General features: G+C 62.8%; 19 protein-coding genes. 4 read left to right on the top strand and 15 right to left on the bottom strand.

Annotated elements, in window-relative coordinates; genetic code table 11:
* The 15 genes from ACESNG_RS17895 to ACESNG_RS17825 form a co-directional block, all read right to left on the bottom strand.
* On the bottom strand, nucleotides 1–829 hold an 829-nt coding region (locus tag ACESNG_RS17895), incomplete at its 3' end, for a hypothetical protein (protein WP_373070141.1).
* Between the two features lie 334 nt (nucleotides 830–1,163).
* Nucleotides 1,164–1,565 (bottom strand): hypothetical protein, encoded by a 402-nt coding sequence (locus tag ACESNG_RS17890; RefSeq protein WP_373070139.1) that lies wholly within the window; start codon nucleotides 1,563–1,565, stop codon nucleotides 1,164–1,166.
* 107 nt (nucleotides 1,566–1,672) lie between these two features.
* Nucleotides 1,673–2,227, bottom strand: coding sequence for a hypothetical protein (locus ACESNG_RS17885; protein ID WP_373070137.1), 555 nt, complete (start codon nucleotides 2,225–2,227; stop codon nucleotides 1,673–1,675).
* A gap of 90 nt (nucleotides 2,228–2,317) precedes the next feature.
* Nucleotides 2,318–2,464 carry a hypothetical protein gene (locus tag ACESNG_RS17880; protein WP_373070135.1) on the bottom strand — a complete coding sequence of 49 codons (147 nt, stop codon included), beginning with the start codon at nucleotides 2,462–2,464 and terminating at the stop codon, nucleotides 2,318–2,320.
* Nucleotides 2,465–2,742: 278 nt separating this feature from the next.
* Entirely contained in the window at nucleotides 2,743–3,096 is a 354-nt protein-coding gene (locus ACESNG_RS17875; protein WP_373070133.1) for a hypothetical protein, read from the bottom strand.
* Nucleotides 3,093–3,494: a hypothetical protein gene (locus tag ACESNG_RS17870; RefSeq protein ID WP_373070131.1), complete on the bottom strand. Its 402-nt coding sequence runs from the start codon at nucleotides 3,492–3,494 to the stop codon at nucleotides 3,093–3,095. Before ACESNG_RS17870 ends, ACESNG_RS17875 begins: the two co-directional genes overlap by 4 nt.
* Complete coding sequence (locus ACESNG_RS17865) at nucleotides 3,491–4,066, bottom strand: hypothetical protein (protein WP_373070129.1); 576 nt, start codon at nucleotides 4,064–4,066, stop codon at nucleotides 3,491–3,493. The genes ACESNG_RS17870 and ACESNG_RS17865 overlap by 4 nt, the downstream gene beginning before the upstream one ends.
* Before the next feature lie 98 nt (nucleotides 4,067–4,164).
* Nucleotides 4,165–5,010 (bottom strand): P22 coat protein - protein 5 domain protein, encoded by an 846-nt coding sequence (locus ACESNG_RS17860; RefSeq protein WP_373070127.1) that lies wholly within the window; start codon nucleotides 5,008–5,010, stop codon nucleotides 4,165–4,167.
* A gap of 65 nt (nucleotides 5,011–5,075) precedes the next feature.
* The gene (locus tag ACESNG_RS17855; RefSeq protein ID WP_373070125.1) at nucleotides 5,076–5,696 is read right to left on the bottom strand and encodes a hypothetical protein; all 621 of its coding nucleotides are present in this window, start codon (nucleotides 5,694–5,696) and stop codon (nucleotides 5,076–5,078) included.
* Nucleotides 5,697–5,856: 160 nt separating this feature from the next.
* On the bottom strand, nucleotides 5,857–6,087 hold the full coding sequence (locus ACESNG_RS17850; RefSeq protein ID WP_373070123.1) for a hypothetical protein: 231 nt from the start codon (nucleotides 6,085–6,087) through the stop codon (nucleotides 5,857–5,859).
* A gap of 89 nt (nucleotides 6,088–6,176) precedes the next feature.
* Complete coding sequence (locus ACESNG_RS17845) at nucleotides 6,177–7,217, bottom strand: phage minor head protein (protein ID WP_373070121.1); 1,041 nt, start codon at nucleotides 7,215–7,217, stop codon at nucleotides 6,177–6,179.
* A gap of 2 nt (nucleotides 7,218–7,219) precedes the next feature.
* Nucleotides 7,220–8,284, bottom strand: coding sequence for a phage portal protein (locus tag ACESNG_RS17840; RefSeq protein ID WP_373070143.1), 1,065 nt, complete (start codon nucleotides 8,282–8,284; stop codon nucleotides 7,220–7,222).
* 9 nt (nucleotides 8,285–8,293) lie between these two features.
* Nucleotides 8,294–8,563, bottom strand: coding sequence for a hypothetical protein (locus ACESNG_RS17835; RefSeq protein WP_373070119.1), 270 nt, complete (start codon nucleotides 8,561–8,563; stop codon nucleotides 8,294–8,296).
* Between the two features lie 43 nt (nucleotides 8,564–8,606).
* Nucleotides 8,607–9,995: a terminase large subunit domain-containing protein gene (locus ACESNG_RS17830; RefSeq protein WP_373070117.1), complete on the bottom strand. Its 1,389-nt coding sequence runs from the start codon at nucleotides 9,993–9,995 to the stop codon at nucleotides 8,607–8,609.
* Complete coding sequence (locus ACESNG_RS17825; protein WP_373070115.1) at nucleotides 9,992–10,621, bottom strand: hypothetical protein; 630 nt, start codon at nucleotides 10,619–10,621, stop codon at nucleotides 9,992–9,994. Before ACESNG_RS17825 ends, ACESNG_RS17830 begins: the two co-directional genes overlap by 4 nt.
* 168 nt (nucleotides 10,622–10,789) lie before the next feature.
* Here ACESNG_RS17825 and ACESNG_RS17820 point away from each other — a divergent pair, with 168 nt between their 5' ends.
* Genes ACESNG_RS17820 through ACESNG_RS17805 form a run of 4 tightly spaced genes read left to right on the top strand, consistent with a single transcriptional unit; the run spans nucleotide 10,790 to nucleotide 11,692 of the window.
* The gene (locus ACESNG_RS17820) at nucleotides 10,790–11,056 is read left to right on the top strand and encodes a hypothetical protein (RefSeq protein WP_373070113.1); all 267 of its coding nucleotides are present in this window, start codon (nucleotides 10,790–10,792) and stop codon (nucleotides 11,054–11,056) included.
* On the top strand, nucleotides 11,056–11,280 hold the full coding sequence (locus ACESNG_RS17815) for a hypothetical protein (protein WP_373070111.1): 225 nt from the start codon (nucleotides 11,056–11,058) through the stop codon (nucleotides 11,278–11,280). Before ACESNG_RS17820 ends, ACESNG_RS17815 begins: the two co-directional genes overlap by 1 nt.
* Entirely contained in the window at nucleotides 11,277–11,474 is a 198-nt protein-coding gene (locus tag ACESNG_RS17810; RefSeq protein ID WP_373070109.1) for a hypothetical protein, read from the top strand. The genes ACESNG_RS17815 and ACESNG_RS17810 overlap by 4 nt, the downstream gene beginning before the upstream one ends.
* Nucleotides 11,471–11,692, top strand: a complete 222-nt coding sequence (locus ACESNG_RS17805) for a hypothetical protein (RefSeq protein WP_373070107.1) — start codon at nucleotides 11,471–11,473, stop codon at nucleotides 11,690–11,692. The genes ACESNG_RS17810 and ACESNG_RS17805 overlap by 4 nt, the downstream gene beginning before the upstream one ends.
* The last annotated feature ends 154 nt before the right edge of the window (nucleotides 11,693–11,846 follow it).

Genomic DNA, 11,846 nt, shown 5'->3' with positions numbered 1-11,846 from the left:
CCTCCGCAGGTGACCCGGCTTGGCGTGCTGTAGCGACAGCTGCTTCAGCGTCGGCGAGGTCAAGTTGTGCTTTCGTCAGCTGCGCCGAAGAGACCGTTGTCTCAACGAGGCCTTCCTGGATTGCTTTCATCTCGACTTTGGCAGCGGTGACCTTCACACCGAACGATTCGGCCGGGTCGAACTCTCCACGCATCATCGCGTTGATCGCCGTGATCGCCTCGCTCGTCGTGCGGCCACGGATCGCGGCAAGGTCAGCGGCTTTCTCCACCATGTCTTGTGTGATGCCGGTGAGTTCTGAACCGTCGAACCCGGCGCCTTTCAGCATCGGGGCGACCTCAGTAGCGAACTTGAGGGCTTCGGTTTTCGTGGCGAGGAGTGTCGACTTGGACGTTGCCGCCCACGTCTCGAGCTGGGCGACCTGATCCGGGCCGAACATTGCGTTCAACGACATGCTGGTCGTTTCGGCTTGCATGCCAAGCTTGCCCAGGAACCCGAGCAGTGCGGGCCCACCAAGGTTCGTGACAAGGTTGCCTATCCCGCCACCGAAACCTTGCGAGAACCCGCCGCCGGCTTGCTGACCGATCTTCTTGAACTCTCCCGACGCCTTGTGGGACTGCTGTTTCCACGTCTTGTCGAGAGCTTTGCCGGCCTCACGGCCAGCTTCGGTGCCGTGCGCCTTACCGGCTTTCGTGCCGGCCTTCTTCGCCGCTGCGGTTGCCGGTCGCTCAGCGGCATTCACCGCTTTCGTCAAGTCACGAGACAGCTGCTTGCCATCAACACCGATACGCAACACCGCACGGATAGCGGACAGCTCGCCGAACGCGCCCATCAGCGGCCACCCATCGCACGCAAACGGGTGAGTGTTGCCTCAGCTTCGTCACGGCTGCGAGTGAAGGTGCGAGGCGGGACAGTCATAGTGGGGACCGTGCGCGGGCGACCTGCGGGCGCCGTGTGCCGTGAAGCGATCCGGCGGGCCGTAGCGGACTCTGCGGACAGCCCAGACACGAGCGCTGTCAGTTCCCACATGGGGAGCGCACCAACAGCGGCAGGTGACAGCTGATAGTCGCGGCGCATGTCAGCGACCAGGTCACGCTCATGGCGTCCCCAATGCCGACACCAGACCTGCAACGTGTAAAGGGTGAGCAGCCCGCTGTGACGCGGGCTCAGCCTTCCCCCGGGGTGCCGTCCTCTGTGACTGTGACAGCCTGCCCTTCGTCGTCCAAGGTGACAAGGCCAAGTGTGGCAAGGAACCGGTCGAAGGACCATTGCTCACCGAGCCACAACGCGAAACGGTCGAACTCGCCCGGCTCGACGGTCGGGTCGGATGCGATGGTCATGATTCGTTCGTCACCAACGACGGAACATGCGAACGTGAGCAGCAGTTCGGCGGCGAGTTCGTCACCGTTGTGTGCGGTCGCGATCTGGTCCCAGTCAAGCTCATGGGTGCGTAACGTCGTGAGGAGCCTGGCGTTGGCTTTCATGTAGTCGCGGGCGGATGCTGCGACCGGCACCCGATAGGTGCGTGGCACGAAGCCGCCGTCGTCATCGCGGGCGTAGGTGAGCACACCGTCATCGGTGACGGTGTGCTCCCAACCAATCGCGAAATCGACCCAGACCTGTGACCCGTCCGCGATCGGCGGGCTGTCAGAGAACGAACGCATCAGGCGTCCGCTCAGACCAGGTCATCGACCGGGATGAGTTCCCATGCGGCACCGGTAGCGGCCTGTAGAACGGTCAGCTCGATAGCGACCTCGGCGGCGTTCTCAGCGTCAGATGTCAGCTCTGAGGAACCGGAGAACACGGCACGCTGGATCGTGAGGAGCGCCTCGGATGCGTCAGCGGCATGCCATGGTCCGACCATGCAGATCGCGTAGGCAACTGACTGGCCTTGAACACCAGCAGTCACTGATGCCATGCCCGCTCCGTGCATCGCGCGACGCAGGTTTGTCAGTGTCACTTCGAGTGCAGCGGTTGTCAGCTTCACATCGAAACCACGGTTGTAATGCATGAGGGGCAGTGCCGACTGTTGCGAGCCAACAGCGACCTGTGTCGGCGACACCGACAGCGCAGAGCCACGAGTTGTGTGGCCAACCTCAGCGGTCGTCCAGCCGAGCAAAGTGCCGGCTTTCAGCGACGCGACTTCGGCTTCGGTGTCAGGAAAGATGGTGCCGGCAGGTGCGACGAACAGACGCGCCGGGCCGATCAGGATGTTGTCAGATGCAGACATGGGTGTCGGGTCCTTGTGGGTCACTGGTGGCCGGCGGCCGCCTTGTGTTGTTGACCGTGCGGGGGCCGGCGGCTGTTGCCACGTGCCCGATCAGATGATGATGGTGAGTGTCACCGAGAGCACACCGAGCGCGGCACCGGTGCCAGCATCGACGCCACCGGTCGTCACAGATGGTGACGTTGCGGCCAGGTAGCGGACACCGGACGGCCCGGCGGGGCGCACCGTGTGCAAGCTCACACACCAGTCACAGATAGCAGACAGTGCCGCCCACACGGTCGCATGGTCAGCTTGGTCGCCACCTTTCGCGTAGCAGGCAACACCAAAGGTCAGTTGTCGTATCCCTGGGGTGACACCGCCAGGCCCGGAGGCGGCGGTAGCACGAACGTTTGTGACGACAAGCTGCGGCCAACCGATAACAGGGTCGGCTTGGATAGTGACCGGGGTGCTGAGCCCGCCAGCGGTACGGGCAAGGGTGACAGCTTCAACAGCAAGTGCGAGAGGGTCAGCAGGCAACATCAGACCGGGTATCCTTTCGGTTCGTCATGGGTGATGCCGAGATCGGCGAGCGCACGCGTCCAGGGGCGGGTACCTGCCCAGCCGGCACGACGGCCGCCCGGTTTGCCAGGCGCCCAATGATCGATGGCGTACTCGACGTTGGAGCCACCAATCAGTTCGATACCGGTGTCAGTGTCACGAACTTCGGTGCGCATCGAGGCGCGCAGAATGCCAGAGTCTTGCCCGGTGTACGGGATTGCGCGAGCCAAGATGGCGACACCCAGCTCGTCGAGTGCTTGGCGTGCGTCCGGCGATGAAAGTATCCCGGCAATCGTTTTAGCATCGACGGTGATTTCGATGTCGGCGGTGCTCACAACGTGACCCCGTCTGTGACGCTCAGGTCGCAACGCAAATACAGCGGCCCGAGATGTGAATGCTGTTCGGAGATCGCACCCACATCGAAGGTGCGGCCGGTGGCAACGTCCAAGATGCGGTCGTCATGAGAGACCACGGTGCCGATAGGGAGGCGTGCTTCAACGGTGCGCACTGTCGTCCAGATGCCGGCGATCTGCTCACGATGTGAGACATGAGCGACACGGCCTGGGGTGGCGGTCACTGCGGCAGGGTTAGCCCAGGTGCGTGACGCCCGACCGTACGTGTCGGAGGCCCCGACGGTCGCGGCGAGGATCTTGACGGTCGTGCCATGTACGAGATGGGCAACAGCCACAATACGCATCTCGGCAAGCTCTGTGGCGGACGGGAACATGCTCACCACGGGCTCACGATGTCGTCACGGACAAGGGTGCCGAACGTGACCGCTGGGAGCCCGGCCGCTACAGATGTTTGCAGGCGGGCCCGCGACCGGTACGACCGGGCAAGCGCACGAAGCGCGGACACTTGAGAGGTGCGATCGACGGTGAACTCATCCACTTTGAACGACAGTGCGCCGGCTGTTTCGAGCCCGGTCGCGTACGTGTCGATGAGGTCGGCTGCTGCGGCGTGCGGGTCATGCCAACGACCTGTGGCAACAAGGTTGCCAGCCGGTTCTGTAGCAACAGTCCAACGGCCGGTGTCGTCGTTCGACACGGTTGGGGTGACCGGCGTGTAATCCTGGTCGTCTTGGAACGTGGGCGTTTCCCACCAGCCGGCGTCAGCGACCCAGGTGAGGGCAACGTCAATGGTGGCGGTCCGGGTGACAATGCCTTCCAGTCGCACCTGCACCGCTTGTTCGGCGACACGGTCAAGGACGGTTTGGATGTCGTCGTCCGTCCAACGGTCCGTAGTCAGGTCAGCGACCAGGGTGCGGACGTATGCGATCGTGGGACTTGCGGATGCTCTGGCCATGCTTGTACCGTGCGCGCAGCGTGTCGTGTCGCCACGTGCCCGGTGAACGGCAAAGCCCCCCGCCTAAGCGAGGGGCTTCACCTTGGTGCAGGGGTAGGTCAGGCGAACGTGACCGATGCCAGACCGAGGTATTCAGGTGCGATGACCTTCACGCCATAGACGTGCAGGCCCTTGACCGCGCTCGAGAAACGCTTCTCGGGTGCGTACTCCTTGACGCTGACGATCTGCTCCGCGAAGGAGGTGGCGTCGTTGGTGCCGAACACGACCTGCGACACGCCAGCGGCGGTCGGGACGTTGTTCGACGGGACCAGCGTGAAGCCAGCTGCGCGGAAGATGTCACCGGTGTCACGTGCGGCGGTGCTCACACCGTCGAGCACGAAACGGTTGTCTTCGAGCAGGTAGCCCGCTGCGACCGCCGGGATGACCGCGAAACGGCCGAGCGACGGAACAGAGTTCTGGTCGAGACGGACCTTCGCGTCGACCAGCAAGCTGTACAGCTCGCCGGGCGCATCGACAGTGACTGCGCCAAGGTCGTTGATGCCGCCGTCAGCGCCAGCAACCATTGCGGTTGCGATGGTGATGTCAGCGACGTCACGGAGACCGTACGCAGCTCCACGGGAAGCCTTCGTCATGAGCTCACGGCTGATGGCACCACCGAGTGCGCCAGCTTCGACGTCGTCGATGCCGAAGTTGAAGTACTTGGCCTGGTCGATGAGCAACGTGATAGCGGTCGTGTCGAGGTCTTCGAGGTCGATGTCGATGCCGGTGTAGTTACCGATCGTGATAGCGCCGATGCGGTTGACCCGGACGGACGAACCTTCGGTGGTGATGGTGCCTTCGTAGTCGCGGTTCACAACGAGCGGCGAGCCGAAGTTGTGAGCCTTCTCGAGGCCGGACAGGATGCCTGCGGCCCAGATAAGTGGTCGGGCGGTGGTGGTAGCCATAATGATGTGTCTTTCTGTGGGTAGGTGTGGTGGGATATCAGGGGTGTTGCGGGGTGCTCTTGGGGTCAGCCGAGCAGACTGTCGAGGCGGCCTTCGGCGAGTGCCTGGGCGATCTCAGGTGGTGACATCCCGGAGATGTCTGTGATCTGACCGGCGTTGCTGTTGCGTGCCGGGTTCGTTGCGCCGGTCGTGGTGACTGGTGCGGTCGGTGCAGCGGGTGCTGCGGACTTCAGGAAAGCTTTCGCTTCGAGGAGTGCTTCGATTGTTTCGGTGAGTCCGTCGATGTCACCGTCGTCTGTGACGGTGAGCTCTCCGAGGTAGCCGATGATGTCGTCAGCGGTCACACCGTCAGCGGTTTTGCCGGCGACAGCGGTGGTGACAGCAGCTTTGATGAGCTTGCGGTTCGCGGTCGCTTCACGTTCTGTGGCACGGGTTTCGGCGGCGTCGCGGGCTGCGTTTGCTTTGTCGAGGTCGGACAGGTTCGCTGCTTCGATCTCGTCGAGCTTGGTGGCGCGGGCTTTGACAGTGTCGTAGTCCGCGAACTTTGCGCGCTCACGTGTCAGACGCTCATTGATGATGCGGTCGAGGTCTGCTTGTGTTGCTGGGGCCGTCCATGCGGGCGGTGTGATTTCGGTGCCAGCTGGCTCTGTGCCTTCGGTACCTGTGTCGGTGATTTCTGTGGTCATTGTGTTCTCCGTTTCGCCGTCGCGTTGTCCCCTGAGGACCCACCCACGGAATGTGGGCGTGGTTTATACGGTGCGCGGCCGTAATGCGTCTGCAAGGTGCCTGAGAACGACGAAAGCCCCCGCGTGTGGCGGGGGCTTCGTGTCGTGATTTCTGTGGTCGTTACTGGGTGGCGCGGCGACGTTCGCGACGTCGTGCGCTTGCAGCGTTGCGGTCGAGTCGCAGCTGTTCGGCTTCGCTCACACCGTCGTCGGACTCTTCGATCTCGTCCGCTTCGGGTGTTTCGATTACTGCGGTTTCGACGACCTGTGTGGTCTCGACAACAGGTGTCTCAACGACATCAGGTGTCACCGTCTCGGTCACCGTTGCGCTCTGTGTCTTCTTCTTGGTCATAGCTGGCTCCTTGAGGCGGGTGGTAGATGGATGACCCCTCCCCTGTCACACCTACGGTCGTGTCACTACCACCGGATGCCCGGGTCTGGTCACGGCCGGTAGAACTGCTCAGCGGCCGTACCCAACAGCTCACGCAGCGACGCTTGTCGCACAGACTGACCCCATTCGGCATGAACGTGATCGACCGCAAGATCTGCGAGGCTGATAGTGCCGGCGTTGTAGGCGCGCATCTTTGCCGGGCCGAGCACAGCAAGCTTCTCGGCGGCCGGGAGCGCACCAAACAACGTTTCTCCGTCCGTGATGTCTGTGACCCCATCGACGAACGGGACAGAGGTGCAACGACAGTTCGGATGTGACCCCATCGGGATGCGGATCGGGAACCTTTTGCCGTGCTTGCCCCAACATGCCGGGCACGTCCGCCCAGACGTACCGGCAAGCCACACCCATTCGGTGACCCCAGCGGACTCGTACCGGGCGTGTGCGGTGAGCCGGTACGCCCGCATCTGTTCGGTGCGTACAATCGTTGTTGCTCTCGTCAAAGGGATCTGCAACGTTGAGGCGAGCTTCCGGGCGATCGTTTTGCCGGATGTCCCTTTCGCGGTTTCGGCCAGCAGCATTGTGCGTGCTTCTTCGGCGGCATCTTTTGCGATCGTGCGGAACAGTTTGCCGACAGGTGCTTGGCGGGTTGTGGTTGCCGCCAATGTCTCAATGGTGTCAGTCGGCAATATCGCGGACACAACATTGGCGGCGGCAGGCGTCGAACCGAGGCGTCGGAGTCGGGCGATCACGTGAGCGGTGTCATCGCCGGCCGCTGTGACCGCGTCCGCCACGGTACGCAACGTGGTCTTGTAGGCGTCACCAGCGAACCGTCCGACTTCGGTTTCGATGTCAGCGAGCAGCGAAATGTAGCGGCGTTCCTTTTGTAGCCAGACAGCATCGACGACGACACCGGCGGTCCTGGCTGCGTCAATTTTCGAACCGAGCGCGGTGGCGTCAGCGAGCAGGCTGCGGTAGGCGTCACCGTATGCGGCGAGAAGGTCGGAGGTGGTGCGACGCCCTGACTTGTTCAGGCGGGCACGGTGGCGGCGGATTGCCCGGGTGATCGCGTCACCTTCGTCGGCGACAGCCACGCTCAGACCCCGGTGGTATCAGCGAGAGCTTCGCCGAGTGCGAAACCGTCGAACATGGTGCCGGCGTTCGCGGTCTCATCGTCGCGGCGGGATGCTTCCTCAGCGGCGTCGTAGCCGGCTTTCGTGAGTGTCGTTTCGACGGACACACCAGCGGCCTGCCATGCGGATGCGGCGGCTGCGTCTGCGGCCTCGTCGGTCGGTAGCGGTGACGGCCAGATGACGTTAATGGTCGCGCCGGCGATCCCAGACATTTCAAGGAGGCGACGTGCGAGCTCTGTGAGGAAGTCGCCGTATGTCGTGTGTTTCGCGGCGGTCTTGTTGAGCAGCGGGCCGTACAAGATGCGCAGGGCGAGACCGGACAGTTGGCCGACGTCGGACATGTCACCGGTTGCGATTGCTGGTGTGGCGGCCTGGCGGAGTGCAGCATCAATGATCGAGTTGTACAGCTCTGACGATGCGGGAAGGTCAGCGGTCGTTTCGAGTGCGGTCAAGGTCGCGTCGGCTGGGAGACCAATGACGGCGCCGGCACCAGCTTTCATCTCATCGACGCGGGCACCGGTCAGTACCAGCTTCGGGTGAGCATGCAAACGGACGATGCGTTGCAAGTTGCTCATGGTGAAACGGGCGGACTGCGAAAGGTTGATGACTGCGTCGGACAGGTCGGGGCGACCCCAGATTTCGTGTGGGATTGGCAGGTTCTGACATGTGACGATCGGCGCCCACGTGTACGGCCACACTTCGCTGGAGATGAACTCGAACCCGCCGCCGCGCACACCGAGCGCTTGCTGCTCATCGACAATCGTCCAGACATCCCCGTCCGGTTCGATCGTTTGGCGGCGGATGACTGGGATGCCACGTGTCCGGTCAACGGTTTCGTACTCGATGACGTAGCGGAGGATGTTGTCGATGTCTTCGTCGTCGCAGACCATTTCGAGGTTCGACGGGTCGATGAGTACGAACCGGGGGCCGGCTGCGGTCATGCGGAGCTTCACGACGGGTTGCCCGGTGATCGAACCGGAGATCGCCAAGTTGAGAATTTTCGTCGGGAAGCGGTTGTCGTCGAGTATTGCGTCAAGTTAGGTTTGGGCGGTGCCTTCGGCGTTGTCGTTGCTGACCTGCAGTTCGGGTGGGGTGCCGGCAAGGAAGTGGGCGGCCGCATCAACGACGACGGCCGCCAATGTCACTTCGACGTCGTCGTCGGTGACGGTGCCGTCACGGGCAACAGTCTTTTTGAGCGGGGCGGGGAGATCTTCGTGGTATGCGACCCAGCCGCGCTGCATCCGCTCTAGGCGTGCCTGACGGTCGGCTGACGCCCGTTCGAGATGATTGCGCACGTGTGGGTCCATGCTCTGACCGTGCGGGTCGTGGTCTCTGTCGCCACGTGCCCGCTCACCAGTCAAGCGGGCTGTCATCTGATGATTCGACAGGCCCGTTGCCGGACGTCTCCCCGAGCACCAGATACCGCAACGCATCGACCGCGTCGTCGTCAGATTTGACAGGCTGCTCCGGTTTGACCGGGTTGCCTTGTGCGTCGGTCTTCCATTTGTAGTTGCGGAGCTGCTTCCACAGGACAGGGCACGCTGCATGGTCGATGACGAGAAGACCGTCTCGAAGAAGCTGTTGGATGCTGCGAATAGAGCTTTCGACGGACACAGCCGATTTGCGTGTCAGCTGGATGGGCATGCCACGTTCTGTGCGTTGTGCGTTCGTGGTCATCGGTGATGCCGACTCGGAATGAATCGTCGTCGGTTCCCATTGGGCGAGCAGGCTCCGGATCTCGCCGTGCCATTCGGTTTCGGTCGCGGCCGGGGTGACGACCTCACCAGTGATGCACAGCACATCTTTGACCCAGGCGCCGATGAGGAACGCTGACGGGTGGACGGTGCCAAGGTCTTGTCCGCCGATCGTGCGACCGGTGCCCGGTGTCGGCCACACGAAGCCGGGGCGTGATGGGTGGGTATCCCATTCGGTCGGGTTGTCAATGTCACGGCGACCGCACGCCCCGGCACGTGTGTGCTGGGCGACGTTGATCCCCTTGAAGATTGCGCCGCGACGGGTGACGAACAGGCCACGCAGTTCTTGGTCTCCCCATTCGGTGCCTTCGTATTCGCGGGTGATCATTTCGACGAACTGTTTGTCGAGGTGCGGGTTGTCGTAGGTAGATGGTGGCGTGTCGGGCGGTCCGGTTCCGCCACCGATCCAGGCGACACCTTTGACGGCACCGTCACGGACGTACGTTTCCCACACCCAGTTTTCACCGTCGGGTGTGGAGGTCGCGATCGTGCGTGGTGGGCTGCCATCTGGGAGCGTCTCACGGACTGCGAACTGGAGGACTTTCCATGACTCGCTCGGCCAGAAGCAGACCTCGTCGCACCATGCGCCGTGCAGGTTGAGGCCACGTAGCGAGTCGGCGTTGTCAGCGGACGCGAAGTGGATGATTGACCCGTTTGCGAACGTGAGTTTCATGTCGCCTGGGCTACCGGTAAATGACGTTTTGGACCACTTACCGCCGAGCAGTAGCGGTTCGAGGCCGTTGTCGAGCACGAACCGTTTGACGCCGGACCGACCATTGACGGCGATCCGTTTCGTTTCGCCCCACGTTTTGCCGATCGCTGCCCATTCAGTGTCCGGGTAGCGGATTGCTTGTTTGACGATCCAGCTGGAGCCGCGCCATGACTTGCCGATGCCGCGTCCGCCGACGTACCACCAGATTTGCCAGTCGTCGGCCGGTTCGACTTGGTATGGGAGGAGCTTTGTGCGAACGATGAGGGTGGTCACGGTGTCGCTACTTCGTCAATCCAGCGGACCCCGGTGATCACCTCACCGGACAGCTCGACTTTGCTGACGGCGTTGATACCAGTCAGTTTTGCGATCTGTTCGAGCGCTGTGCGGGCACTGGTGTCGTAGCGGGTGATGGTCCGGTCGAGTCGTTCAACGTCGGCGAGTTCGTCAATGTCAAGGAGCAGCTGTTTTTGGGTTTCGGCTTGTGCGATGTGGTCGATGGAGTGTGCGTATGCGGCCTGGTGCCGTTCAATGGATTCGGTGAGGATCACTTCGAGTTTCGCACCCATCTCTTTGTGGGTGGTTGCCATTGCTTTGGCGTACATGTCGGAGAACCCGCCTCGTGACACGTCACAGATTTGGCAGATGTCAGGTATGGAGATTCCGGCGAGGCGTAGTCGGACCATCAGGTCGATCTCTTGGTCGCTGCGGGTCCGGTTGCGGCGCCGGCCGGCTTTGGTGAGCTCTGGCGGGTACAGGTAGATGATGGCGGCTGTCAGTGCCTGGATTTTGGTGACGTCACCGGTGGCGTACCAGCGGTGGTGTTCGGTGGCGATGGGTGTGCCTGCCCATGTTTGTGCCCAGCGGTCGATGTGACTGTTGATGAGGTGGTCGGTGGCCATGGTGTGGACTGTGCGCGCCGGTGGCCGAAGTGCCGAGATGCGAAAACCCTGGCCACACGGTCAGGGTTTGCGAGAAATGTGCGTCGGATGATTGCGCGCCACACTGTGGCGCGCACAGTTGTAGATGTGAGCGAATCCCCGCTCACCCGGAGCCCAAGGAGGCCCACCATGAACACCACCGCAACCACGAACACGTACTCCGCCTTCGCGATCGACACCGGCGCCGGCACCGCCTACCCGGTCGGCATCTACCGCACCGAAGCACACGCGCTCGCCGCCGCCAAAGTCGCCGGCGGCGACCCAACGAACCGCCGCTACTGGATCGACGACAACGCGACCATCGACGCATACGGCATCGAGTCCGCCAACATGCTCGCCAACGGTGCCATCTACCGCACCGGCGAGCTCCAGCAGTTCGCGCTAGGCGACCTGTGATGACGTACGCTGCGACCACTACCCGAATCGGGCGACGCACCGGTGTCACCGTCACCCTCCCCTCAGGGACGTACCAGTCGATGACCGGGCTCATCTTCTCCCGCTGCGAAACGCAAGCAGCAGGCATCAACGAGACGATCGCCACGGACCTCGCCAGCTTCGACAAGGCCGTGGCCACGTCAGCCGCCGGCGACTACTCACCCTGGAAGCGGATCGCAGCATGACCGCCCGGCGCACCAAGACGGCACCGGTCAGCTCACACACCGTCGTGCGGCTCACCCCTGAGCAGCTCAAGACGCCACACAGCCCGTACGCCACCGGCGGGTGGCTCACCCCGGAACAGCTTGAGTACATCGGCCGTCCAATGTCCGCTGAAGTGGTCCGCCGCTACCTTGCAATCCCGGAGGACGAACGATGACGGCCCGTCGCACGTCACGGTCCGGGCCCCGTGTAGGTGCGCCACTCGCCGCCGCAGTACTCGCCGCGATAGGTGACGGCGCAGACACCCACGCCAAGCTGTGCAACGCACTCGACTACCACCCGACGAACATCAGGGCGGCCGTCGGCGCACTCGCCGCAGACGGCCACATTGTGGTGCGCGGAGGGACACGGCCCGCCCGGCTCACGATCACCTGACCGCACACAGAACCACACACCGAGGCCACCGGACCGTATCAGATTGATACGGTCCGCGATCGAAGGACCGTACAACGCGAGAGCGCCACCCCAGGAGGGTGGCGCTCATCTTTTACCGGGAAAGAATCCCCTCTCGACCGGTAGCAGTAACCGT

Origin of the sequence: Gemmatimonas sp. (assembly GCF_041689975.1) — a bacterium.
In the GTDB taxonomy this organism is placed as follows: domain Bacteria; phylum Gemmatimonadota; class Gemmatimonadetes; order Gemmatimonadales; family Gemmatimonadaceae; genus Gemmatimonas.
Note: the sequence above shows the minus strand (reverse complement) of the source record. Positions and strands in the feature narration are given on the sequence as shown.